This is a genomic window from Streptomyces sp. NBC_01264, assembly GCF_026340675.1.
Taxonomy (GTDB): Bacteria; Actinomycetota; Actinomycetes; order Streptomycetales; family Streptomycetaceae; genus Streptomyces.
In genome coordinates this window covers 5,879,810-5,902,445 of record NZ_JAPEOX010000001.1, presented here as the reverse complement: position 1 = coordinate 5,902,445, position 22,636 = coordinate 5,879,810, and the positions used below count along the sequence as shown (strand labels likewise).

The window sequence follows — 22,636 nt, the reverse complement described above, 5'->3', positions numbered from 1 at the left end:
CATCTATGTAGTTCGGCGGGTAGCGCGCTCGGAGGGGGAGTGCGGTGCCCGCCGAAGTCTTTTCCGCGGCGATGCGCGCCGATGTGCGTCGCCGCCCGCTATTCGGCGGGCGAAGCCGCGCGCGGCGGGACCTCCGGTACCGCCAGGAACGGCAGGCGCAGCGCCCCGAAGGCCTCCTTCGGCACCGCCGGGCGGGCCGGTTCCACGGCCGCCAGGCGGGTGTAGGCCGCCCCCTGCTCCGGGCGCGGGTCGCGCTCGCCGTTGTTCGGCCAGTAGGACATCGCCCGTTCCGCCTGCGCGGTGATCGTCAGGGACGGGTTGACCCCGAGGTTCGCGGAGACCGCCGAGCCGTCCACCACCGAGATGCCCGGGTGCCCGTAGAGGCGGTGGTACGGGTCGACCACGCCCTCCTCGGGCGAGGCGCCGATCGGGCAGCCGCCGAGGAAGTGCGCGGTCAGCGGCGTGCCCATCAGCTCGCCGACGTTGCTGCCCGGGAACCCGTTGATCTCCTCGGCCAGCAGGGTCGCCGCCCGCGTGGCCTCGGCGATCTGCACGGGGTTGGGCGCGCCGTGGCCCTGCCGGGCGGTGAGCAGCCCCTTCCCTATGCCGCCGGGCTTGCGGTAGGTGGTCAGGGAGTTGTCGAGGGACTGCATGACCAGGCCGATGATGGTCCGCTCCGACCAGCGCCGGTTGGAGAGGGACCGCAGCAGCTGGACGGGGTGCCGGGCGGTGCGCCCGAACCAGGCGCGGACCCGGTGGGTGGAGTAGGGCACCTGGAGGATCGTCATGAACCCCATCGCGTTGGAGCCCTTGCCGTAGCGCACGGGCTCGATGTGCGTGTCGGCGTTGGGGTGCACCGAGGAGGTGATGGCCACGCCCCGCGTGAAGTCCGCCCGCTTGCCCTTGCCGTGCCGCTTGCCGTAGCGGCGGTCATCGGTCTGAGCCCCTACGAGGCCTTCGGAGTTGGTCCGGGTCAGATCGCCGAGGCGGTCCGACAGGCGGGGCAGCTCGCCGAGGTCCTTCATCGTGTGCAGGAGGGTCTGGGTGCCGTACGTGCCCGCCGCGACGACCACGTAGCGGGCGCGGAGCACCTTGGCAGCGCCCTTGGCGCTCCTGCGTCGCTGGTCGGTGGGGACGGTGCGGACGCGGTAGCCGCCGTCGGGGTGGTCGGAGAGGGCGGTGACCGTGGTCATGGGGTGGATGACGGCACCGGCCCGCTCCGCGAGGTGCAGGTAGTTCTCGTTCAGGGTGTTCTTCGCGCCGTGCCGGCAGCCGGTCATGCACTCGCCGCACTCGGTGCAGGCCTTGCGGGCGGGGCCCGCGCCGCCGAAGTACGGGTCGGCCACCTCGTCACCGGGGCGGACCTTCGCCTGGCCCTCGGCATCGTCCCCGTCGCCGAAGAAGACGCCGACCGGGGCCATGTGGAAGGAGTCCGCGACGCCCATCCTGGCGGCGGCCGCCTTGAGGTGGACGTCGGAGGGGGTCTCCGTGGGGTTGAGCCGGACCCCCAGCATCCGCTTGGCCTGGTCGTAGTACGGGGCGAGCTCGTCCCGCCAGTCCGTGATGGACGCCCACTGCCGGTCCTCGAAGAAGGCGGTGGGGGGCACGTAGAGGGTGTTGGCGTAGTTGAGGGAGCCGCCGCCGACCCCGGCGCCCGCGAGGACCATCACGTTGCCGAGGAGGTGGATGCGCTGGATCCCGTACAGCCCGAGGGCCGGGGCCCACAGGTAGTTGCGCAGGTCCCAGCTGTTCTTCGGCAGGGTCTCGCGGGTGAAGCGGCGTCCTGCCTCCAGGACGCCGACCCGGTACCCCTTCTCGGAGAGCCGCAGCGCCGAGACCGACCCTCCGAAACCCGATCCGATGACGATGACGTCGTAGTCGAAGTCGTACGACACTGCGGTGCCTCCCAAACGGAACGGACGGGCGGAACGGGCCTGGCGGGACGGCCTAGCGGAGCCGGAACGCCTTCATGACCTGGAGGCTGCGGGTCATGAACGCCGCGTACTTCTCGTCGTCCATCCCGAAGGAGGGCGCCATCGGCAGCAGCCGCTGGTGGGCGACGGTCTGGGCCTCGGTGTACTTGAGGATGCCCTCGGAGCCGTGGCGGCGGCCGAGGCCGGATTCCTTCATGCCGCCCATGGGGGCCTGGGCGCTGCCGTAGGCCGGGGCGTAGCCCTCGTTGATGTTGACGGTGCCGGTGCGCAGGCGGGCCGAGACGGCGTGGCCGCGGCGGGCGTCCTTCGTCCACACGCTGGAGTTCAGGCCGTAGGAGGTGCCGTTGGCCTCTTCGATGACCTCGTCCTCGTCGGTGAAGCGGTAGATGGAGACGACCGGACCGAAGGTCTCCTCCCCGCACACCGCCATCGCGGTCTCGACGCCGTCGAGGATGGTCGGCTCGTAGAAGAGCGGGCCGATGTCCGGGCGGGCGACGCCGCCGGTGACGAGGGTGGCGCCCTTGGCCACGGCGTCGTCCACGTGCCGCTGCACGGCCGCCAGCTGGCGCTCGCCGGCCAGGGAGCCCATGTCCGCGCCGTAGGCGAGGGAGGAACCGAGCCGCATGGCCTTCGTACGGGCGGCGAACCGGGCGACGAACTCGTCGGCGATCGAGGCGTGCACGTACAGCCGCTCGATGGAGATGCAGAGCTGGCCCGCGGAGGAGAAGCAGGCGCGGACGGCGCCGGCGGCGGCCTTCTCCACGTCGGCGTCGCGCAGGACGAGCATGGCGTTCTTGCCGCCGAGTTCGAGGGAGACCCCGACCAGACGGGCGGCCGCGCCCTGGGCGACCTCGCGGCCGGTACGCGTGGAGCCGGTGAACGAAACGTAGTCGGCGTGCCGGACCACCTCGGGGCCGACGACCGGGCCCTCGCCGAGGACGATCTGGAACACCTCGGCCGGCAGGCCCGCCTCGATCATCAGGTCGCGGGCCCACAGGGCGGTGAGCGCGGTCTCGGTGTCGGGCTTCATCACGACGGCGTTGCCCGCGACGAAAGCGGGCAGGGCGTCGCCGATGGACAGTTCGAAGGGGTAGTTCCAGGGGGCGATCTGGCCGACGACCCCGCGCGGCTGGCGCAGCTCGGTGACCTTGGTGAGGGTGGGCATGGCGCCCGTGTGGCCCTTGGGGCGCAGGTACGAGGGGGCCTTGCGGCCGTAGTGCCGGGCCGCGATCGAGACGGCCTGGACCTCCTCGTGGGCGTGCAGGCGCGCCTTGCCGGTCTCGAGCTGGATCAGGTCGAGCACCTCGGCCTGCCGGGAGAGGACCAGGTCGTGGAAGCGCAGCAGTACGGCCGCCCGCGCGCGGACGGGCACGGCCGCCCAGGCGGGCTGCGCCGCGCGGGCGGCGGCGAAGGCCGCCTCCACGTCCTCGGGGGTGGCCTCGGGGAGCTCCGCGAGCCGGTCCCCGGTGAAGGGGCTGTGGTTGGCGGTGCGGCCGGAGCCGGCCACTCCGCGGGTCAGCCGGGCGACCAGTTCGGGGGTCACCACGTCGGCGGCGCTCCGGGCGCCGGCCGGGGCGGGGGCGACCGGGTTGGTGGGCTGCGGGGCGCTGCGGAGGGGGGCCGGGGCCTGCGTGTCCGTCATGGGCGTGAGCGTATTGCGCCCGGGGGCGTTTTGGGTACCCGCCGGTAACCGGATTTTGCCATTTCCGCCAGTGATCGCTGGCGGGATGGCGGAAATCCCGGCCCCGGGGGCCCTCCGGGGGCGGGATCAGGCGGCCCCGGCCCGGGGCGGGCTCAGCCGGCCGGGGCCCCGGGGGCGGGCTCAGGCGGCCGGAGCCGGCTGCCAGCCGCTGAGCACGATGTCGAACTGCTCCCGGGTGACGTCCCAGTCCGCGACCGGACCCGACATGTACACCGCGTACTCGGTGCCGTCCGGCGCGTAGTACATCTGCTCGACGGCCTTGCGCGGCCCGGTGAAGGCCCCGGTCTTCTCCGTCCAGACGAACTCCCACAGGGCGGCCTTGACCTGCCCCCGGAAGGTGTTCGGGTGCAGGGTCAGGCGCACGTAGTCGGAGCGCTTCTGCACCTGCTTCTCCAGGTCGAGCAGGTGCGCGTACGGGTCCTTGAACGTCGGAGCGCGGTCCACCGCGATCCGGATGAAGTGCTTGCCGTCGTCGCGGGTGTAGTCGATCTGCGTCCCGTCCTCGCGGCGCTTCCAGCCGTCCGGGACGAAGAGGGAGAAGCCCTCCTTGTCGACGACCTTCCGCCAGCCCGCCGGCGGAGTCTTCTCCGTCTGCCCCTTGCCGTCCCCGGCACCGGCCGAAGCACCGGCCGAACCACCGGACGAGGTACCGCTCGCTCCACCGGCCAAGGTGTCCGGCGAACCGGCCGTCCGGCCCGGGATCGCGCCGTCCGTCTTCGAGTCGCTGGTGTACTTCAGGATCCCGAACACCCCGCCGCCGCCGAGCAGCGCCGCGACCACGGCCACGGCCGCCGCCCGCCGGATCCGGCCCGCGGCTCCGGTGTCCCGGCCGCCCTGCCGGACCGGTCCGGCCTCTGACCGGGTGACGAGCACCGGCTCCGGACCCGGCTCGGGGGCCCGCCCCCGCTCCCCCTCACCGGGCAGCTCGGTGGTGTCCGCCGGCTCGTTCCGGGCGGCGCCCAGCTCCTCGGAGCCCATCGCGCGCGTGGGTACGTACGCCTGCGCCGACTTCGGCTCCCGGCCCTCCATCGCCTGCACCAGCATCTGCTCGGCCTCGTCGGCCGACGGACGCTGCGCCGGGTCCTTGCGCAGCAGCGCCGTGATCACCGGGGCCAGGGCGCCCGCGTGGGCCGGGGCGGGCGGCTCCTCGTTCACCACGGCCTGGAGGCTTTCGATGGGCGAGGTGCGGCGGAAGGGCGAGCGGGCCTCGACCGCCGTGTACAGCGTCGCGCCGAGCGACCACAGGTCGGAGGCCGGGTCGGGGGAACCGCCGGTGACCCGTTCGGGGGCCAGGTAGTCGATGGAACCGATGAGTTCACCGGTGCGCGTGATGGAGGAGTCGCCTTCGATCGCGGCGATGCCGAAGTCGGTGAGCATCACCCGGCCGTCCTTGGCGAGCATCACGTTGCCCGGCTTCACGTCCCGGTGCAGCACCCCGACCGCGTGCGCGGCGCGCAGCGCGCCGAGCACGTGCAGCCCGATGCGGGCCGCCTCCCGGGGCTCGATGCGGCCCGCCGTCTTCGCCGCGTCCGCGAGGGAGGGGCCGTCGATGTACTCCATGACGATCCAGGGCCGGTCGTCGTGTTCCAGGACGTCGTGGACCGTGACGACCGCCGGATGCTGGATCCGGGCCGCGGCCCGGGCCTCCTTCTGGGTCCGGGCGTGCAGGACGTCCCGGTCGGCCTGGGCGACGTACAGCCCCGCCGTCAGTTCCTTGACGGCGACCGTCCGGTGCAGCAGCTCGTCGTGCGCGCGCCAGACCTTGCCCATGCCGCCCCGGCCGATGGGCTCCACGAGCCGGTACCGGCCCGCGAGCACCGCACCCGCACCTGTCTGCTGTTCCACGAATCCCCGCCGCCGCTCTGTGCACTTCCGGTCAGACTACGGAGATCGCGGGCGGCGGCGGAACCACTCGGAGGCGGTTGGGCCGCACTGTGACGCAATCGCCGTACTGAGACACCATCAGCCGCCGCTCTTGTAGCTCGCCGTCGCCTGCTCGAAGACCTCGGTGACCTTGCCCTCCTGGTCCTGCGGGCCGGTGACCATCACGACGTGGTAGGAACCTCCGAGCGCGACGACGAAGTTGCGGGCCACGACGGAACGGCCGTTGCCGTCGATCCAGGTGTACCGGCCGGTGACGCGGAGCTGGTTGCCGACCTTGGTGGACCTGATGTCGCTCACGCTGGACCAGGTGGAGGAGCGGTACGGGGCCAGCTCGGGCTCCTTGTCCTTCTGGTAGGTGGCCGGGTCGGGGTTGCCCTGGACCTTGTCCCGGCCGGGGACGACGGTCAGGACGAAGTCCCCCTCCGTGAAGCGGACCTGACCGGACTCGTTCATTCCGCGGCGCTCCCAGCCGTTCGGAACGTTGATCGAGAAGTGCTCGGCGTCCTGCTGGGCGGTGTACCCGGACGGAGCGGGGACGCCCGGCTGCGGGGCCGGCTTGGACTCGGGCGCGCTCGCGGAAGGGCTCGGGGCCTGGCCGGACCCGCTCGGCTTCGGGCTCGGACCCGGACTCGGGTTCTTGCCCTGGCTCTGGGTCGCGGCGGGCGGCTTCATCCCGGCCGCCTTCTGCCCGCCGCCCTGCGGATCGCCGGAGCGGGGCATGAAGAACAGGGCGTAGGCCACCGCTCCCGAGAGCAGGACGAGGATCCCGAGTAACAGCGAACGCCCCAGCGAGCGCGGCTTGCGCGGGTGTTCGGCGCTGCGGTGCCGGCCGTGCAGGTCGGCTCGCCGCCGGGTGACGGGCAGCCTGGCCGGATCCTGCACCACCGGCGGCAGCATGGCGAAGCCGCCGTCGGGCTCCGGGGCGGAGCGCACGAGGGAGCGCAGCCAGCCGCGGAGCTCCTCGAAGTCGGGCCGCTCGGTCGGGTCCTGGCGCAGCAGGGACTCCACGACCGGGCGCAGCGGGCCGCACTCCTCCGCGAAGGCGGGGGGCTCCGCGCAGATCATCTCCACGAGCTCGGCGACGCTGTCCTCGGGGTACGGGGCATGCCCCTGCACGGCCCGGTACAGCAGCGCGCCGAGCCCCCAGAGGTCGGTGGCCGGCCCGACCGGCGCGGCCAACTGCCACGGCCCGTGCACGGCCTGCGCCTGCTCCGGAGCCCACCGCTCGGTCACGGCCCCGACGACGGCCATCCGCGTCTGCCGAGCCCGCTCGGCATCAAGCCCACTCCGCGGCCCACTCCCCCACCCGGAGCCACCGGCCCCGGAGGGCGGGGGGTAGCCGGCGGCACCTTGCGGGTTACCCTGCGGGCCGGTCTGCGGGGCCGTCTGGCCGGGGCCGCGAGCCCCGGGAGCCGCCGGGTAACCGGCGCCGCCGTGCGGCCCGGATTGCCGACCGCCTTGGCCGTAGCCGCCTGCCCCGGGGGCCGCCGCATATCCGGCCGCGCCCTGCGGGGCGCCGTGGTCGGGGCCCGCCGGAGCCGGGCGGCCCGGGCCGAGCTGGAGCTGACCGTCGTACCCGGTGCCCTCCCGCGCGACCGGCCGGTCAAGGCCCGCCTGATCCTGGTCCGGGTGGCCCGGTCCGTGCGAGGACTGCCCGTAGCCCGGGCCGCGCTCCCCACCCTCCTGCGGATGCGGCTGGCCGTCGGCGGCGGCCCGGGGCGTGCCGGTGTCCGGGGCGTCCGCCTGGTGGTAGCCCTGGGGAAGGGCCAGCTGCGCCGGCAGCACCGCACGGGCAGCCGGCTCCGCCTCGGCCGGCGGCAGGGCCTGGCGGCGCGGGGTGGCGCCGTGCCAGGTCGCTCCGCTGTCCGGGCCGCCGTACGGGTACGAGTACCCCTGCGGCACCTTCGACCCCGCCGGCCTCGGCTCCGCCTCGGGCTCCGGCGCGGGCTCGGCACCGGACCCGGCCTTGCGCTGCTCGGTGATCCGCGCGGCGGCCTGGGCCCCGGCGCGGTACGCGGCGATGGCTCCGGCCCGCGCGGCGGCCTTCAGGTCGGGCCGGTCCCCGGCTGCGCCCGGAACACCGGAGTCACCGGGAGCCCGGGGGCTACCGGAAGGTGCGAGGGCGCCGGAGGCACCGGGCCCGCCAGAGGCGCCCGGAACGCCCGTGGTGCCGGGGGCGCCAGCGGTACCGGAAAGGCCCGGGGCGCCGGGAGCGCTGGTGCCGGACAGCCCAGGGGCGCCGGGGGTGTTACCGGACAGACCCGGGGCGCCAGTGGCCCCCGGGGTACCGGACAAGCCCGGGGTGCCAGTGGTGCCCTGGGTGCCGGACAAGCCCGGGATGCCCGGGGCACCCTGGGTGTCGGACAAGCCCGGCGTGCCCGGAGTGCCGGACTCACCAGGGGTGCCGGGTACACCGTAGGTACCGGACACACCAGGGTTGTCGGACACACCGTAGATACCGGACACACCAGGGGCACTGGGAGCCCCAGGAGTACTGGTGTAAGTACCGGAGCCCTCGGGACCGCCCCCGGTACCGGGGCTTATGTGGTCCCGGTAGCGCGGCCCGGTGTCGTAGCCCGGAGCCACGAGCGGCGCGTACTCCGCCGCGTTCCCGCCCCGCTGGACGGTCGTGCCCGCACCGGCCCCGCCACCGTCCCGCCCGGAACGGTCCCCGGACCCGCCCCCGTACGCGTCGTCGTACCGTTCTCCGAGCTCCGCGCCCCGCTGCCCGCCGCCCGGCCCGGTACCGGGCCCGAATCCCTGCCCGGCCCCTTCCCCGTAACCGGCATCCGCCGACGCCCCGTTCCAGGAGCCGCCGTACCCCGCGTCCCCTCCAGGCCCGGTCAGGGCAGCACGGGACCCGTCCCCGTAACCACTGCCGCCCCCGTACCCACCGCCGCTCTCGGCCCGACCCGCCGCGGCCCCCGCCCCACCACCGGGCCCACCACCAGGTTCACCACCCGGCCAGGGATCCGCGCCGTCCCGCGGCGGGACCGGGTCGTACCCGCACAGCGCGTCCTCCGCAGCCCCCGCCGCCAGACCCGTCAGGACGACCCGCCCGTCCTCGCAGATCAGCACGGTCCGCATGGTGATGTTCCGGTGCGTCCACCCGTGCGCGTGCAGTACCCGCAGCGCGGTCAGTACGTCCGCCGCCACCTCCGCCGCCCGGTACGGGCTCAGCGGTTCGTCGGCGATCAGCGCCGCCAGCGGTCTGGCCGGGACGAGTTCGCTCACGATCCACAGCGACCCGCCCTCCGCGAACACGTCGAAGACCTGGTCCAGCCGCGGATGGTCCGGCACGGACGCCGCCGCCTGCGCCGCCTCGATCGCCCTGCGTACGGCGGGCAGTTCACCCTGCGGGACCCGCCGCCCCCCGGGCACGGCAGACGGCCCGCCCCGCGTGCCGTCCAGCAGCTCCGCGTCGACGACCTCCGGCAACGGCACCTGCCGTACGAGGACTTCCTGACCGCTGCGCGTATCGAAGGCCCGGGTCTCGATCAGTTCGTAGGCGTCGGACGGCGGCAGCGGCAGACGGTAGCGCTCGGCCAGGATCCGGCCCGAGTAGTCCTCCACATCGCCTCCCCCGAGAGCTGCGGACCCGTCCCCCAGGCCCCGCAACACGATACGACGCCCAGGGCGCCCGCGTCCCGGCCCTGGCGAGGCTGACCCGAGCCCGCTCGGAAAGCGGGTCAGCCCAGCGGCTGGAAGGTGTCGAACGCCGTGGTGCGCAGCTGCGTGCACTCCGCCGCGTCCCACTGGTCCGCGAGGCAAGTGATCATGATGGCGTAGCCGTGCTTCGCGTCCATCCTGAACCCCCGGTCGAGCACCCGGACCCGCGAGCCCTTCTGGTCCCGCTCGAACTCCCAGTCCGCGACGGTCGGGTACCCGCGGTACTCGACCTTCTCCAGGCGGATCAGCTTGTAGTTGCTGCTGCTGCCCGCCACGCTCGGAGCCAGTTCCAGCCAGGCGGCGCGGGCATCGTCCTTCGGCGAACTGTTGAAGTCGATCTGGATGCGCGGGAATCCGCCGTCGCGGCTGTAGATGACGCCGTCGTTCTTCCCTATCACCCCGGTCTGCTTGAAGCCCGCGGGCATGCCCATCGCGAAGTGGAACCCGGGGTCGTTGACCTGGGCGAACCCGGGCGGCAGCCCGGGCAGGGCGCCCCCGGGCGTGGACCCTTGGCCCTGGCCGGGGTTGGTGCCCGAGCCCTGGGACTGGCCCGGGTCCGGCGACGCGGCCCCCGTGCCGGGCGACTCGCCGGCCTTCGGCGAGGGAGAGGGGGAGGGCGAGGGCGAAGCGGGGGGCGTGGGCGGGGAAGCCGCGGGGCTCGACGCCGCGTGGCTGCCGCCCTTGCCGTCCTTCGGGGAACTTCCCTTGTCGTCGTCGCCGCTGACGGCGTACGCGATGATCGAGCCGATGACGGCGAGCGCCACGACCACTCCGGCTATCGCGAGCGCGATGGTGCGGCGCGGCATGACGTCGGTGAGCGGGGCCGCGACGGGGGCCGGACGCGGCGCCGGGGCCTCGGCGGCGGTCGCGGCCGCGGCCGTGGCGGCCGAAGCGGCGGCGCTGGCAGCGGCCGCCTTGCGGGCCGACTTCAACGCCGCGCGGGCACGCTCCCGCTGCTCGCGCTCACGGCGCTCGCGTTCCTTCTTCTCCGCCTTCTCCGCGGCCTTGGCCGCCTTGTCGGCCGCCGCCTGCTCGGCGGCGTCCCGGGCCTCGGCGAGCGATATCTGCCGGGTTTCCTCGGGGCTCGGACCGGCTACGGGAGCCGGCGGCTCGGGGGCGTCGATCACGGCGGTGAGCAGCGCCCGAGCACGGTCGTCGTCGAGCCGGTGGGCGGGGTCCTTGACGAGGAGGCCGTAGATGACCTCGGTCAGCGGGCCCGCGTTCTTCGGCGGTTCGACGGGCTCGGTCATCACGGCGGTGAGCGTCGCGAGGGCCGACCCCTTGTCGTACGGGGGAACCCCCTCGACGGCTGCGTACAGCAGGCCGCCGAGCGACCACATGTCCGCCGGCGGGCCGGGACGCTGGCCGCGGGCCCGCTCGGGCGAGATGTACGAGGGCGCGCCGACGAGCATGCCGGTGGAGGTGACGGAGGGGTCGCCCTCGACCTGGGCGATGCCGAAGTCGGTGAGGATCACGCGGCCGTTGCCGTGGTCGGCGAGGAGCACGTTGGAGGGCTTCACGTCCCGGTGCAGGATGCCCTGGCGGTGGGCGGCACGGAGTACGTCGAGCACGGCGAGGCCGACTTCCGCGGCGCGGCGGGGGGTCAGCGGGCCGCTCTCGCGGATGAACTCCGCGAGCGAGGGGCCCTCGATGAGCTCCATCACGATCCACGGCCGGCCGTCCTCGTCGACGACGTCGTAGACGGTCACGGCGCCACCACTGCGGATCCGGGCGATGGCCTTGGCCTCGCGCAGGGTGCGGGTGATCAGGCGGCGCTTCTCGTCCTCGTCGACGCCGCTGCCGAAGCGGAGTTCCTTGACGGCGACGGTCCGGCCGAGGGTCTCGTCCTCGGCGCGCCAGACGGTGCCCATGCCGCCCTTGCCGAGAACCTCACCGAGCCGGTACCGGCCCGCGAGCAGCCGGCCCTCGTCGTGAGCGCCCTCTCCCGCCTTGGCGGCGGCGGCCTTGACGGCGGCGGCGACCTCGTCGGCCTTGCTCACCGCGGCAGGCTTCGGCGCGGCCCCGCCCACCGGCTTCGCGTCCTCGACGCCACCCTCGGCGCGCACGACGGGGGCCTTCCGCAGCTCCGCCTTCACCCCGGCCGGCTTCGCATCCGCGGCCTTCAGACCCTCGGACGCCGACTCGGACCCCCCACGGCCGTGCTCCGCGTCCCCGGCCACAGCCGGCTTCACGTCCTCGGGCTCGCCCTTGCCCCCGACCGGCTTCCCATCCCGGGACCCGGCGCCCGCACCCACGGACTTCGCACCCCCGGCCATAGCCGGCTTGGCACCCTCAGGCTCAGCCTTCACCCCAGCGGACTTCGCACCCTCGGACTCAGCCTTCACCCCAGCGGACTTCGCACCCTCGGACTCAGCCTTCACCCCGGCGGGCTTGGCATCCTCAGACTCGGCCTCCTCGCCCCCCACGGGCTTCGCACCCTCGGCCGCAGCCGGCTTCGCGTCCTCGGGCTCGGCCCCGCGAGCGGCCTTCGCCGCGGCGGGCTTGCGCGGCTCCGCCTTCCGCAGCACAGCCGTGCGCGGCTCCGGCGCAGGCTCCGCCCCGGCAGCGCCGGGCTTCGCATCCTGCGGCCCGGCCCCACCATCGGCATCGCCCCCGGCCGGGGTGGCGGGCTCCGCCTCGGCAGCCCGCTTCTCGGCTCCCGCCGCGGGCGGCTCGGCCGGAGCCTTCGGGTCCGTCGGGGGTGCAGCCGGAGGCACCGGCGATCCCGTCCCGACAGACGGCTCCGGCGACTCGGTGTGCTCCGGCTTCGACATGCGTCCCCTCTGCGTTCGTGCCGCCTGCTCCGGTTGCCCTGGCAGCGGCCGGGGTGCCCGGTAACCCGCCCCGGCAGAACCCTCATTGTCCCTTACTCCGCAACGGACGGGAGCCCCGGGTCCGCGGTTCCGCCCGCGAAGTGACGGAGTTACAACGGGACGATGTCCGGCGCCCCCAGCCTCGCCGCGTCCGCCGTCTGGTCGTCCGGCTGGCGCTGCGATTCCCTTTCCGCCTGCACCCTCTTCTCGTAGTGCTCCACTTCCTTCTCGATCTGCTGCTCGTCCCAGCCCAGGACCGGAGCCATCAACTCCGCGCACTCGCGCGCCGATCGCGTCCCCCGGTCGAAGGTCTCGATCGAGATCCGCGTCCGCCGGGTCAGCACGTCGTCCAGGTGCCGCGCCCCCTCGTGCGAGGCCGCGTAGACCACCTCGGCGCGGAGGTAGTCGTCGGCGGCCGTCAGCGGCTCCCCGAGCGAGGGGTCCTTCGCGATCAGCTCCAGCAGTTCCTCCGTCAGCGAGCCGTACCGGTTCAAGAGGTGCTCCACCCGCACCACATGGAGTCCCGTCCGCGCGGCGATCCGCGCCCGGCCGTTCCACAGGGCCCGGTACCCCTCGGCCCCGACCAGCGGCACGTCCTCCGTCACGCACGGCGCGACCCGCTGGTCAAGGCCGTGCACCGCCTCGTCCACGGCGTCCTTGGCCATCACCCGGTACGTCGTGTACTTGCCGCCGGCCACGACCACCAGCCCCGGCACCGGATGCGCCACCGTGTGCTCGCGCGAGAGCTTGCTCGTCGCGTCCGACTCCCCGGCCAGCAGCGGCCGCAGGCCGGCGTAGACCCCTTGGACGTCGTCCCGGGTGAGCGGGACCGCCAGCACCGAGTTGACGTGCTCCAGCAGGTAGTCGATGTCCGCGCTCGACGCCGCCGGGTGCGCCTTGTCCAGGTCCCAGTCGGTGTCCGTGGTGCCCACGATCCAGTGGCGGCCCCACGGGATGACGAAGAGCACCGACTTCTCGGTCCGCAGGATCAGCCCGGTGGAGGAGTGGATCCGGTCCTTGGGGACGACGAGGTGGATTCCCTTCGAGGCCCGCACGTGGAACTGCCCGCGCTCCCCGATCAGCGCCTGGGTGTCGTCCGTCCACACCCCCGTGGCGTTCACGATCTGCTTCGCCCGGATCTCGTACTCCCCGCCGCCCTCCACATCCTGCACGCGCGCGCCGACGACCCGCTCGCCCTCCCGCAGGAAGCCGACGACCCTCGCCCGGTTGGCGCACTGCGCCCCGTACGCGGCGGCCGTCCGGACCAAGGTCGCCACGTACCGCGCGTCGTCCATCTGGGCGTCGTAGTACTGCAGGGCGCCCACCAGCGCGTCCTTGCGCAGCGCCGGCGCGATCCGCAGGGCGCGCTTGCGCGAGAGGTGCCGGTGCGTCGGCAGGCCGCGCCCGTGGCCGCTGGAGAGCGACATGGCGTCGTAGAGCGCGACGCCGGAGCCGGCATAGAACCGCTCCCACCCCTTGTGCTGCAACGGGTAGAGGAACGGCACCGGCTTCACCAGGTGCGGGGCGAGCCGCCCCAGCAGCAGGCCGCGCTCCTTGAGCGCCTCCCGCACGAGGGCGAAGTCGAGCATCTCCAGGTATCTGAGCCCGCCGTGGATGAGCTTGCTGGAACGGCTGGAGGTGCCCGAAGCCCAGTCCCTCGCCTCCACCAGCCCGGTCGCCAGGCCCCTGGTCACGGCGTCGAGGGCGGTACCGGCGCCCACCACCCCGGCCCCGACCACCAGCACGTCCAGCTCCCGCTCGGCCATCCCGGCGAGCGCCTCGGCGCGCTGCACGGGCCCCAGCGAGGCCCGCCCGCCGCCTCCACCCAGTCCTGCCCCCATCCCCATCCCCGTGCCCGTCCCTGCGCCTGTCCCAGTGCTCACGGCTGCCTGCCTCCCGTTGACGCGGGTCGCCCCGTCCGTCCTGTGCGGCCATCCACCTGTCGTGGGTGATCCCGCTCACATCGCCCGTTCATGATTCTCACCGGCCGCACCCACATCAGCCACCGCCTGTGGATAACACGGAGGCGACCAAGACCCCCGAATACGACATATCTGTCATATATACGCCTAGTCTGACATTGCGCCAGCTCCCCTCCTCCACAGGACTTGCGCGCTCCGCCCCCTCATGCATGTCAGGGAAGGGAAGGGACGGCACCCCCATGCCCGCAGATCTCGCCGTCATCGGACTCGGCCATCTCGGCCTCCCGCTCGCCCAGGCAGCCGTGGCCGCCGGGATCGAGACGGTCGGCTACGACAGCGGTCCGGCGACGGACTCCACCCTCACCGCCGCCGAGATCCGCCGCATGTCGGCGGCCGGCTTCCGGATCACCACCAACCCCGCCGAACTCGGCCGGGTCCGCACGGCCGTCATCTGCGCCCCCACCCAGCTCGGCGCCGACCGCGCGCTCGACCTGTCCGCGGTCGGCGAGGCGGGCCGCACGCTCGCCGCCCGGCTGCGTCCGCACACCACCGTCATCCTCGAATCGGCGGCCCACCCCGGCGTCACCGAGGACTACCTGCGCCCGATCCTCGAATCGGGCTCGCGCCTGCGCGCCGGCCGGGACTTCCATCTGGCCTACTCCCCCAGCCGCCTCGACCCCGGCAACCGCACGCACGGCATCTCCAACACCCCCAAGGTCATCGGCGGCCTCACCCCCGCCTGTACCGAGTCCGCGCACGCGTTCTACGCCCGCCTCACCGAGAAGGTGGTCCGCGCCCGCGGCCTGCGCGAGGCCGAGACGGTCCAGCTCCTCGAAACGAACTACCGGCACGTCAACATCGCCCTCATGAACGAGATGGCCGTGCTCTGCCACGACCTGGGCGTGGACCTGTGGGACGTCATCCGGTGCGCCGAGACCAAGCCGTACGGGTTCCAGGCCTTCCGCCCCGGCCCCGGAGTCGGCGGCCACGGAGTCCCCCTCGACCCCAACTACCTCCCCCACACCACCCGCACCCCGGGCCACCCGCTGCGCATGGTCGGTCTGGCGCAGGAGATCAACGACCGGATGCCGCAGTACGTCATCCAGCGCAGCGCCACCCTGCTCAACGAGCACGGCAAATCCGCGCGCGGCGCCCGCGTCCTCCTCCTGGGCGTCACCTACAAGCCGGACCTCGCCGACCAGGAGGGCTCCCCGGCACGCGAGATCGCCAGCCGCCTCCTCGACCTCGGCGCGCTGATCAGCTACCACGACCCGTACATCGCCGGATGGCGCGTCAGGGACCAGCCCGTCCCCCGTGCCGAATCGTTGTACGAGGCCGCCGCCAACGCCGATCTGACGATCCTGCTGCAGCACCACCGCACCTACGACCTGCAAGGCCTCGCGGTGAAGGCCCAGTTGCTCCTGGACACCCGCGGCGCCAGCCCCGCGGGCGCGGCTCACCGCCTCTAGGGCACGGACCGCCCGGCCGAAACCCCTCCACGGATGTCGCAGGCTGCTGCTAGCCTGCGGCGACTTATCTCGCGCATACACCCCCACGTCAGCCGTGTGGGCCTCGTGTGCCCAAAATCCCTGGGGGGGATTTCTCCATGAGCCAGCAGATCCAGCCGCCCGCGCCCGACTCCACGCCCGCGCCCGAGGCCGCCGCCACCCCGACCCCCTACCCGGGCCCGTCCGGCGCCGACTTCCTCCAGCCCCAGGCACCGGGCCCGTCCGGCGCCGACTTCCTCCAGGTCCAGGCACCGGCCCCGGCGCGCCCCGCCAACCTGGGCCTCGGCATCGTCGCCGCGGTCGTCGCCGCCCTGGCCGCCGCCGCGGCGTACGGCGGCATCATGAACGCCATCGACCGCGAGATCGGCTACGCGGCGATCGGCGTCGGCGCGCTCGTCGGCTTGGCCGCGGGCAAGATCGGCGGCCGCAACCCGGTCCTCCCGGTCATCGGCGCCGTCCTCTCGGTCGCCTCGGTCTTCCTCGGCCAGCTGTTCTTCTACGCCCTCGCCCTGAGCGAGGCCACCGGCATCGGCCTGGGCGACGTGCTGAGCACGATGGGGGTGTCCGGCCTGGTCGACGTCTGGAAGGAGGACGACGCCTTCATGAGCTTCCTCTTCCTCGCCCTCGGCGCCTTCGCCGGCTTCAGCACCGCCAAGAAGATCGCCGCCTGAGGCAGCCCCGCGCCGGGCTTCCCCGGAACAACGCCGGAGGCCCGGCTCCCCTTAGGGGAGCCGGGCCTCCGGCGCATGCGGTGCGGGACGGGCCTCAGCGGCTGTGCTGCGAGTCCGCGATGGTGACCTCGACCCGCTGGAACTCCTTGAGCTCGCTGTAGCCGGTGGTGGCCATCGAGCGGCGCAGCGCGCCGAAGATGTTCATCGAGCCGTCCGGGGAGTGCGACGGGCCGGTGAGGATCTCCTCGGTGGTGCCCACCGTGCCGAGGTCGACCTTCTTGCCGCGCGGCACGTCCTCGTGGACGGCCTCCATGCCCCAGTGGTTGCCCTTGCCGGGCGCGTCGGTGGCACGGGCCAGCGGGGAGCCCATCATCACGGCGTCGGCGCCACAGGCGACGGCCTTCGGGATGTCGCCGGACCAGCCCACGCCGCCGTCGGCGATGACGTGCACGTAGCGGCCGCCGGACTCGTCCATGTAGTCGCGGCGGGCCGCGGCCACGTCGGCGACGGCGGTGGCCATCGGGACCTGGATGCCCAGCACGTTGCGCGTGGTGTGCGCGGCGCCGCCGCCGAAGCCGACCAGGACGCCGGCCGCGCCGGTGCGCATCAGGTGCAGGGCCGCGGTGTAGGTGGCGCAGCCGCCCACGATGACCGGGACGTCGAGCTCGTAGATGAACTGCTTGAGGTTCAGCGGCTCGGCGGCGCCGGAGACGTGCTCCGCCGACACGGTGGTGCCGCGGATCACGAAGATGTCCACGCCCGCGTCCACGACGACCTTGGAGAACTCGGCCGTGCGCTGCGGGGAGAGCGCTGCGGCGGTGACGACGCCCGAGTCGCGCACCTCCTTGATGCGCCGGCGGATCAGGTCCGCCTGGATCGGCGCGGAGTAGATCTCCTGGAGACGGCGGGTGGCGGACTCCTCGTCCAACTCCGCGATCTCGTCGAGCAGCGGCTGCGGGTCCTCGTACCGGGTCCACAGACCTTCGAGGTTCAGCACGCCGAGGCCGCCGAGCTCGCCGATGCGGATGGCGGTCTGCGGGGAGACGACCGAGTCCATGGGGGCGGCCAGGAACGGGAGCTCGAAGCGGTAGGCGTCGATCTGCCAGGCGATCGAGACCTCCTTCGGGTCCCGGGTACGGCGGCTGGGGACGATGGCGATGTCATCGAACGCGTACGCCCTGCGGCCGCGCTTGCCGCGCCCGATCTCGATCTCAGTCACGTGTGGTGGCCTTTCCTGTGGGTCTGCCCGTCCAGTATCCCCGAACCCCGGCGCGCCGCGTTCCGGTGACCGCTGTACGGACGCACGCGCCGGGCACGCCGGAGGGGCGGGCCCGCGCGGGCCCGCCCCTCCGGTGCTGCTCAGGTACTGGTCAGGTGCTGGTCAGGTACTGCCGCGCTCAGCCCTTGCGGCTGTAGTTCGGCGCCTCGACCGTCATCTGGATGTCGTGCGGGTGGCTCTCCTTGAGCCCCGCCGAGGTGATCCGGACGAACCGGCCCCGGTCCTGGAGCTCCGGCACCGTACGGCCGCCGACGTAGAACATCGACTGGCGCAGGCCGCCGACGAGCTGGTGCACGACCGCGGAGAGCGGGCCGCGGTACGGGACCTGGCCCTCGATGCCCTCGGGGATGAGCTTGTCGTCGCCGCCCACGCCCTCCTGGAAGTAGCGGTCCTTGGAGAAGGACTTGCGGTCGCCGCGGGACTGCATCGCGCCGAGCGAGCCCATGCCGCGGTACGACTTGAACTGCTTGCCGTTGATGAAGAGCAGCTCGCCCGGGGACTCCTCGCAGCCCGCGAGCAGCGAGCCGAGCATCACCGTGTCGGCGCCCGCCACGAGGGCCTTGGCGATGTCGCCGGAGTACTGCAGGCCGCCGTCGCCGATGACCGGCACGCCGGCCGCCTTGGCGGCGAGCGAGGCCTCGTAGATCGCGGTGACCTGCGGGACGCCGATGCCGGCGACGACGCGGGTGGTGCAGATGGAGCCGGGGCCGACGCCGACCTTGATGCCGTCGCAGCCGGCGTCGATGAGCGCCTGGGCACCGTCGCGGGTGGCGATGTTGCCGCCGATGACGTCGACCGCCGAGTTCGACTTGATCTTGGAGACCATGTCGCCGACGAGGCGGGAGTGGCCGTGGGCGGTGTCGACGACGATGAAGTCGGCGCCCGCCTCGATCAGGGCCTGGGCCCGCTCGTACGCGTCGCCCGCGACACCGACGGCGGCGCCGACGAGCAGCCGGCCGTCCTTGTCCTTGGCGGCGTTCGGGTACTTCTCGGCCTTGACGAAGTCCTTGACCGTGATGAGGCCCTTGAGCAGACCGGCCTCGTCGACGAGCGGCAGCTTCTCGATCTTGTGGCGGCGCAGCAGCTCCATGGCGTCCACGCCGGAGATGCCCACCTTGCCCGTGACCAGCGGCATCGGGGTCATGACCTCGCGCACCTGGCGGCTGCGGTCCGACTCGAAGGCCATGTCGCGGTTGGTGACGATGCCGAGCAGCTTGCCCGCCGGGTCGGTGACCGGGACGCCGGAGATGCGGAACTTCGCGCAGAGCTCGTCGGCCTCGCGCAGGGTCGCGTCCGGGTGCACCGTGATCGGGTCGGTGACCATGCCGGACTCGGAGCGCTTGACCAGGTCGACCTGGTTGGCCTGGTCGGCGATGGAGAGGTTGCGGTGCAGGACGCCGACGCCGCCCTGGCGGGCCATCGCGATGGCCATCCGGGCCTCGGTGACCTTGTCCATGGCGGCGGAGAGCAGCGGGACGTTCACGCGGACGTTGCGGGAGATGAGCGAGGACGTGTCGATGGCGTCCGGGGACATGTCCGACGACCCCGGAAGCAGGAGCACATCGTCATAAGTGAGGCCGAGCGTGGCGAATTTGTCGGGCACTCCGTCGGCGTTCACAGTCATGACACCTTCCAAGATGGTCTTGCTCAGCGCGGATGTCCATGCTAACGGGATCCCGACGCCTCTCATTCCACGACGAAGATCGATGCCAAGATTCGTATCTTCCTACGGGAAAAACCCCGTACGGCCCTACGGGAAGACCCGCGCGGCCTACTGCTCGGCGAGCGCGCGGAGCCGGCTCAGCGCCCGGTGCTGGGCGACGCGCACCGCCCCGGGGGACATCCCGAGCATCTGCCCGGTCTCTTCGGCGGTCAGCCCGACGGCCACGCGCAGGACGAGGAGCTCGCGCTGGTTCTCCGGAAGGTTGGCGAGCAGCTTCTTGGCCCAGGCGGCGTCACTGCTCAGCAGTGCGCGCTCCTCCGGCCCCAGGGAGTCGTCGGGCCGTTCCGGCATCTCGTCGGAGGGCACGGCCGTACTGCCCGGATGGCGCATGGCGGCCCGCTGGAGATCGGCGACCTTGTGCGCGGCGATGGCGAAGACGAAGGCCTCGAAGGGGCGTCCGGTGTCGCGGTAGCGCGGCAGGGCCATCAGGACGGCGACGCAGACCTCCTGCGCCAGGTCCTCCACGAAGTGACGAGCGTCACCCGGAAGTCGCGACAGGCGGGAGCGGCAGTAGCGGATGGCCAGGGGGTGCACGAAGGCGAGCAGATCGTGGGTGGCCTGCTCGTCGCCCTCGACCGCACGGCGCACGAGCGCGCTGACGGTACCGTCGCCGCTGTTCCGGGAGGCTCCGCCGCCCCCTGTGGTCGCGGGTGACCCCGGGGCCTCGTCGTCGCGCATCAATCCATGGTGCCTTGGCGCCGGGGCATTCGAGACACCGCGGCCCGTGTTGTGCGTCGAAGCGCTATGCGTCGACGGATCGTGCGGGGTGGGTGCACCGGAACTCATGGTCTGGCCCTCCCCTCCCGCTCGGCCGAATCGTCCCCGCGGCGACATCTCCAGGATGCGCCACACCCTCAAGCATGCGGCATCGCGCCCGAAGCGACACGTCCCCCGGATTGTGCACCGTCAATCCCCGGTGCGCATCAGGGTGCGGCGGATCGGACGGCAGGAGATTCCGGAGGGCGGCCGGGACCGCGGGATCCCGGCGTCCGACCGTGCCCGCCGGCCTGCCCAGCGGCCGGCCGTCCCCACCATCGGGCGGGCCGGCCCGCCCGCGGCGCCGCCGGCCGGTGAGGGCCGGCGGACCTGCGGACCTGCGGTCAGCGGACCAGGCCCCAGCGGAACCCGAGCGCCACGGCGTGCGCCCGGTCGGACGCACCCAGCTTCTTGAACAGTCGGCGGGCGTGCGTCTTGACCGTGTCCTCGGAGAGGAAGAGCTCGCGCCCGATCTCCGCGTTGGACCGGCCGTGGCTCATGCCCTCCAGCACCTGGATCTCGCGTGCGGTGAGCGTGGGCGCGGCGCCCATCTCGGCCGAGCGGAGCCGGCGCGGGGCCAGCCTCCAGGTCGGGTCGGCGAGGGCCTGGGTGACCGTGGCCCGCAGTTCGGCGCGCGAGGCGTCCTTGTGCAGATAGCCCCGGGCGCCGGCGGCGACCGCGAGGGCCACGCCGTCCAGGTCCTCGGCGACCGTCAGCATGATGATGCGGGCGCCGGGGTCGGCCGAGAGCAGACGGCGCACCGTCTCCACACCGCCGAGCCCGGGCATCCGTACATCCATCAGAATCAGGTCGGAACGGTCGGCACCCCAGCGGCGGAGGACTTCCTCGCCGTTGGCAGCCGTCGTCACACGCTCGACGCCGGGCACGGTGGCAACCGCGCGACGGAGCGCCTCTCGGGCAAGCGGGGAGTCGTCGCAGACGAGGACGGATGTCATGACCGCCCTCCGCAGCTGCTGATGCGCGTCACCTTGAGCCTCCAGGCTGGTACGTATCGTCACCTGTGCGGTCGATGCCCCCGGACACATGTCCGAGAACTTCTTGGTTCAACCGCCTTCGCACTCTCAACGATGGTCACTCGAAAGAGTTACGGGTCGGACGGACACCTTCGGCACTCTACGTGAGGAAGCGAACACGAGGCAGGAGCCACTCGCCGCGTGTCCTCCAGATGACGGTATGCCCTATTTGGCGGCTTTCCTTCCGTTTGGCGCATGTCTGAGGCTAGATTCCCAATGAGTCATATTTACATCTACTACGACAGTAGGTGTGGAGACATGGACCGTATCCGCCTCAGTACCGGCACCAAGAGGACTACCAATGGCAGATTTCTCCCGCCTCCCCGGACCGAACGCCGACCTCTGGGACTGGCAGCTGCTGGCTGCCTGCCGCGGGGTCGACAGCTCCCTCTTCTTCCACCCGGAAGGCGAGCGGGGCGCGGCCAGGAGCGCGCGCGAGACCTCGGCTAAAGAGGTCTGCATGCGCTGCCCGGTGCGTTCTGAATGCGCCGCGCACGCACTCGCCGTCCGCGAGCCCTACGGGGTGTGGGGCGGCCTCACCGAGGACGAACGCGAAGAACTGATGGGCCGCGCCCGCCATCGCCTGATCCCGGCGACGACCGCGATCGGACCGAGCACGCCGATCGCCCCGCACTGACCGGGCTCCACACGAAACGACCGAAGGAACGTTTCTCCGATCTCTGATCCCCGAACCGGACCGGGCTGCCACCCGACCGGCCGTACCGCCGTACGGTTCTTCGCGTGGCGGCCCCGTCCGGCGCCGGGTCCGGCCACCCCACCCCCGGCCACCCGGCCCAGCGATGCCGGGCCGGCACCGGTCGGCCGTCAGCGCCGGGCGGCCCGCTCCAGCTGGTCCAGGGTCGCGGCAACCGCCGGGACCCGGGCCAGGTCGGGCAGGGTCAGCGCGACGACCTCCCGCTCGACGGCCGGTTCCACGACGAGGGTGCTCACGCCCTTGGCCCGTACGGACTCCACCGCGAGCTCCGGCAGCACCGCGACCCCGAGCCCGGCCCCGACCAGGCCGACCACGGCCGGGTAGTCGTCGGTGGCGAAGTCGATGCGCGGGGTGAAACCGGCGGCCTCGCACACCTCCACCAGATGGCGGCGGCAGCGCGGACAGCCCGCGATCCAGGGCTCGTCGGCCAGCTCGGCGATGCCCACCCGCTCCGCACCCGCCAGCCGGTGCCCCTCGGGGACCAGTCCGACGAGCCGGTCGGTCAGCAGCGGCCGGACCACGAGGTCCTCCCACTCCGCCGCCGATCCGGAGGCGCCGTCGTAGCGGAAGGCCAGCGCGAGATCGCAGTCCCCCTCGCGCAGCATCTCCACCGAACGCGGCGGCTCCGCCTCGACCAGCGAGATCCGGGTCCCCGGATGCTCGGCGCGCATCGCCGCGAGCGCGGTCGGCACCAGGGTGGAACTGCCGCTGGGGAAGGAGACCAGCCGGACCCGTCCGGCCCGCAGCCCGGCGATGGCCGCGACCTCCTCCTCCGCCGCCGTCAGCCCGGCGAGGATCCCGGCGGCATGGCGGACCAGCGCCTCACCTGCCTGGGTGAGGCGCATTTCGCGCCCGGTGCGGATCAGCAGGGGGGTGCCGGCGGACTGCTCCAGCGCCTTCATCTGCTGGGATACGGCCGGCTGGGTGCAGCCGAGCTCGCGGGCGGCGGCGGAGAAGGACCCGGTTCCGGCGACAGCGCGCAGAACTCGGAGATGACGTGCCTCGATCACCCTTCGAGCATAAGGG

14 protein-coding genes are annotated in these 22,636 nt (G+C 73.0%); 3 read left to right on the top strand and 11 right to left on the bottom strand.

What is annotated here, in order from left to right; translation table 11 throughout:
- Positions 1-98 precede the first annotated feature (98 nt).
- From OG435_RS27740 to OG435_RS27715, 6 genes are all read right to left on the bottom strand, one after another.
- Entirely contained in the window at positions 99-1,895 is a 1,797-nt protein-coding gene (locus OG435_RS27740) for a GMC oxidoreductase (RefSeq protein WP_266880665.1), read from the bottom strand.
- A 52-nt stretch (positions 1,896-1,947) separates the two neighbouring features.
- On the bottom strand, positions 1,948-3,576 hold the full coding sequence (locus tag OG435_RS27735) for a succinic semialdehyde dehydrogenase (RefSeq protein WP_266880664.1): 1,629 nt from the start codon (positions 3,574-3,576) through the stop codon (positions 1,948-1,950).
- Positions 3,577-3,756: 180 nt separating this feature from the next.
- Complete coding sequence (locus OG435_RS27730; RefSeq protein WP_266880663.1) at positions 3,757-5,481, bottom strand: serine/threonine-protein kinase; 1,725 nt, start codon at positions 5,479-5,481, stop codon at positions 3,757-3,759.
- 117 nt (positions 5,482-5,598) lie between these two features.
- Positions 5,599-9,093, bottom strand: coding sequence for a hypothetical protein (locus OG435_RS27725; protein ID WP_266880662.1), 3,495 nt, complete (start codon positions 9,091-9,093; stop codon positions 5,599-5,601).
- A 116-nt stretch (positions 9,094-9,209) separates the two neighbouring features.
- Positions 9,210-11,963 (bottom strand): serine/threonine protein kinase, encoded by a 2,754-nt coding sequence (locus OG435_RS27720; protein ID WP_266880661.1) that lies wholly within the window; start codon positions 11,961-11,963, stop codon positions 9,210-9,212.
- Positions 11,964-12,112: 149 nt separating this feature from the next.
- Complete coding sequence (locus OG435_RS27715) at positions 12,113-13,843, bottom strand: glycerol-3-phosphate dehydrogenase/oxidase (protein ID WP_266880660.1); 1,731 nt, start codon at positions 13,841-13,843, stop codon at positions 12,113-12,115.
- A 320-nt stretch (positions 13,844-14,163) separates the two neighbouring features.
- Here OG435_RS27715 and OG435_RS27710 point away from each other — a divergent pair, with 320 nt between their 5' ends.
- Both OG435_RS27710 and OG435_RS27705 read left to right on the top strand, forming a co-directional pair.
- Positions 14,164-15,393 (top strand): nucleotide sugar dehydrogenase, encoded by a 1,230-nt coding sequence (locus tag OG435_RS27710; protein WP_266880659.1) that lies wholly within the window; start codon positions 14,164-14,166, stop codon positions 15,391-15,393.
- Between the two features lie 137 nt (positions 15,394-15,530).
- Positions 15,531-16,103, top strand: a complete 573-nt coding sequence (locus OG435_RS27705) for a hypothetical protein (protein WP_266880658.1) — start codon at positions 15,531-15,533, stop codon at positions 16,101-16,103.
- A 94-nt stretch (positions 16,104-16,197) separates the two neighbouring features.
- Here the strand turns inward: OG435_RS27705 and OG435_RS27700 are convergent, their stop codons facing one another.
- The 4 genes from OG435_RS27700 to OG435_RS27685 form a co-directional block, all read right to left on the bottom strand.
- A complete protein-coding gene (locus tag OG435_RS27700; protein WP_266880657.1) occupies positions 16,198-17,322 on the bottom strand; it encodes a GuaB3 family IMP dehydrogenase-related protein in 1,125 nt (374 codons plus the stop codon).
- A 178-nt stretch (positions 17,323-17,500) separates the two neighbouring features.
- The gene (gene guaB / locus OG435_RS27695) at positions 17,501-19,006 is read right to left on the bottom strand and encodes an IMP dehydrogenase (protein WP_266880656.1); all 1,506 of its coding nucleotides are present in this window, start codon (positions 19,004-19,006) and stop codon (positions 17,501-17,503) included.
- A 147-nt stretch (positions 19,007-19,153) separates the two neighbouring features.
- Positions 19,154-19,783, bottom strand: a complete 630-nt coding sequence (locus tag OG435_RS27690; protein ID WP_266880655.1) for a sigma-70 family RNA polymerase sigma factor — start codon at positions 19,781-19,783, stop codon at positions 19,154-19,156.
- A 422-nt stretch (positions 19,784-20,205) separates the two neighbouring features.
- Positions 20,206-20,817, bottom strand: a complete 612-nt coding sequence (locus OG435_RS27685; protein WP_003948568.1) for a response regulator transcription factor — start codon at positions 20,815-20,817, stop codon at positions 20,206-20,208.
- A 379-nt stretch (positions 20,818-21,196) separates the two neighbouring features.
- Between OG435_RS27685 and OG435_RS27680 the strand changes: the two genes are divergently transcribed.
- Positions 21,197-21,532: a WhiB family transcriptional regulator gene (locus tag OG435_RS27680; protein WP_250744119.1), complete on the top strand. Its 336-nt coding sequence runs from the start codon at positions 21,197-21,199 to the stop codon at positions 21,530-21,532.
- Between the two features lie 188 nt (positions 21,533-21,720).
- Here the strand turns inward: OG435_RS27680 and OG435_RS27675 are convergent, their stop codons facing one another.
- Positions 21,721-22,620, bottom strand: a complete 900-nt coding sequence (locus OG435_RS27675) for a LysR family transcriptional regulator (RefSeq protein ID WP_266880654.1) — start codon at positions 22,618-22,620, stop codon at positions 21,721-21,723.
- Between the last annotated feature and the right edge of the window lie 16 nt (positions 22,621-22,636).